The organism is Chryseobacterium balustinum (genome assembly GCF_900168205.1).
Classification (GTDB): domain Bacteria; phylum Bacteroidota; class Bacteroidia; order Flavobacteriales; family Weeksellaceae; genus Chryseobacterium; species Chryseobacterium balustinum.
The window spans coordinates 1-1,206 of sequence record NZ_FUZE01000072.1 but is presented as its reverse complement, the minus strand read 5'-3'; the positions used below and the strand labels follow the sequence as shown (position 1 = coordinate 1,206).

The window sequence follows — 1,206 nt, the reverse complement described above, 5'->3', positions numbered from 1 at the left end:
GTCAGTTCGATTTCTATGACATTTGCAAGTTGTTTTCATACACAGAATTGTTTTTAATTAAAGCATAAACTCTGTGTATGATTTTATTTCTAATCGCATTTAATACAGACATCTTATTCTTTCCTTCAAGAACCTTTCTTTGAAAATATAAAGCGAGGTCATTTTTTAATCTTATGGAACTCAGGGCAGCTAAGTGTAAAATCTTTTTTAATTCTTTGTCTGCCATTGTAGAGACTCGAGGTTTGTAATAAATTGATGAACCCGATCGATGATCAAACGGAACTACACCTGAATAACAAGCCATCTTTCGTGCCGATAGAATTTCTGTAAAACCATTCGTTTTCACAATCAACATAGTAGCCAATACTTTTCCAACACCCGGAACAGTCTGTATTCTTGCGTATTTGTCTTTTAATTCTATATCAGACTCAATAATTTCTACCATCTTTTTCTCAATTGTTTTAATCTGTTTATCTAAGAGTAAAATCAATTGCTTGTTGAGTTTAATAATTTCCTTATCTGTATGATTTTTAAGAAAGCTTAAATCTTTCATCTGCCTCAATAAACCGGATTTTATTTTCACTCTATGCCTGCGTTCAGAATTGAGTAAACTTATCTTTTGAATTTCACTAGATTTTGCAATCCAAGGCTGTAGGTCCATATAGTTTTTCTCCAAAAAAATACCTATTCTCTGACTGTCGAGTTTATCGTTTTTACCTCTTAGAAGACCAATACTTTTCTTTAAATGAAGTGGATTGATAACAAAAACCAATAAATTTAAATTACTTAAAACTTCATAAAGTTCAAAATTATATCTTCCGGTATTCTCCATTCCTACAACAGTATTTGCATCATTGGAGAAACTTTTAAAGAACTTTTTGATGGCTTTTGAGCAGTTCTCAATTTGGTAATGTTGTGTTTTCGAACAACTATTAACGAAAACATCCAGCGTTAGCTTACTGATATCAATTCCAATAAAAACTTTTTCCATAAATTTGTTTTGATTAATTTAAAAGAGAAACTTATCATCATCTCAACTCCTTAATAATGGGCTTGTATCCCGAATTTCTATCCGAGTTTTTGATAAGAAAGTGTTTAAGTCTTAATCGAACTATGAGTTTTACTCGGAGTGTATCTTAGTTTACTTAAACACTTTTCTCTTCTTACATAAATATATTATTTTTCCTAGTATAAATCTAAAGGAGT

The 1,206-nt window shown here is 30.5% G+C and carries 1 protein-coding gene; it reads right to left on the bottom strand.

The window, feature by feature from the left end:
• Positions 1 to 13 precede the first annotated feature (13 nt).
• Positions 14 to 991, bottom strand: a complete 978-nt coding sequence (locus B5X64_RS22465; RefSeq protein ID WP_079467335.1) for an IS110 family RNA-guided transposase — start codon at positions 989 to 991, stop codon at positions 14 to 16.
• Between the last annotated feature and the right edge of the window lie 215 nt (positions 992 to 1,206).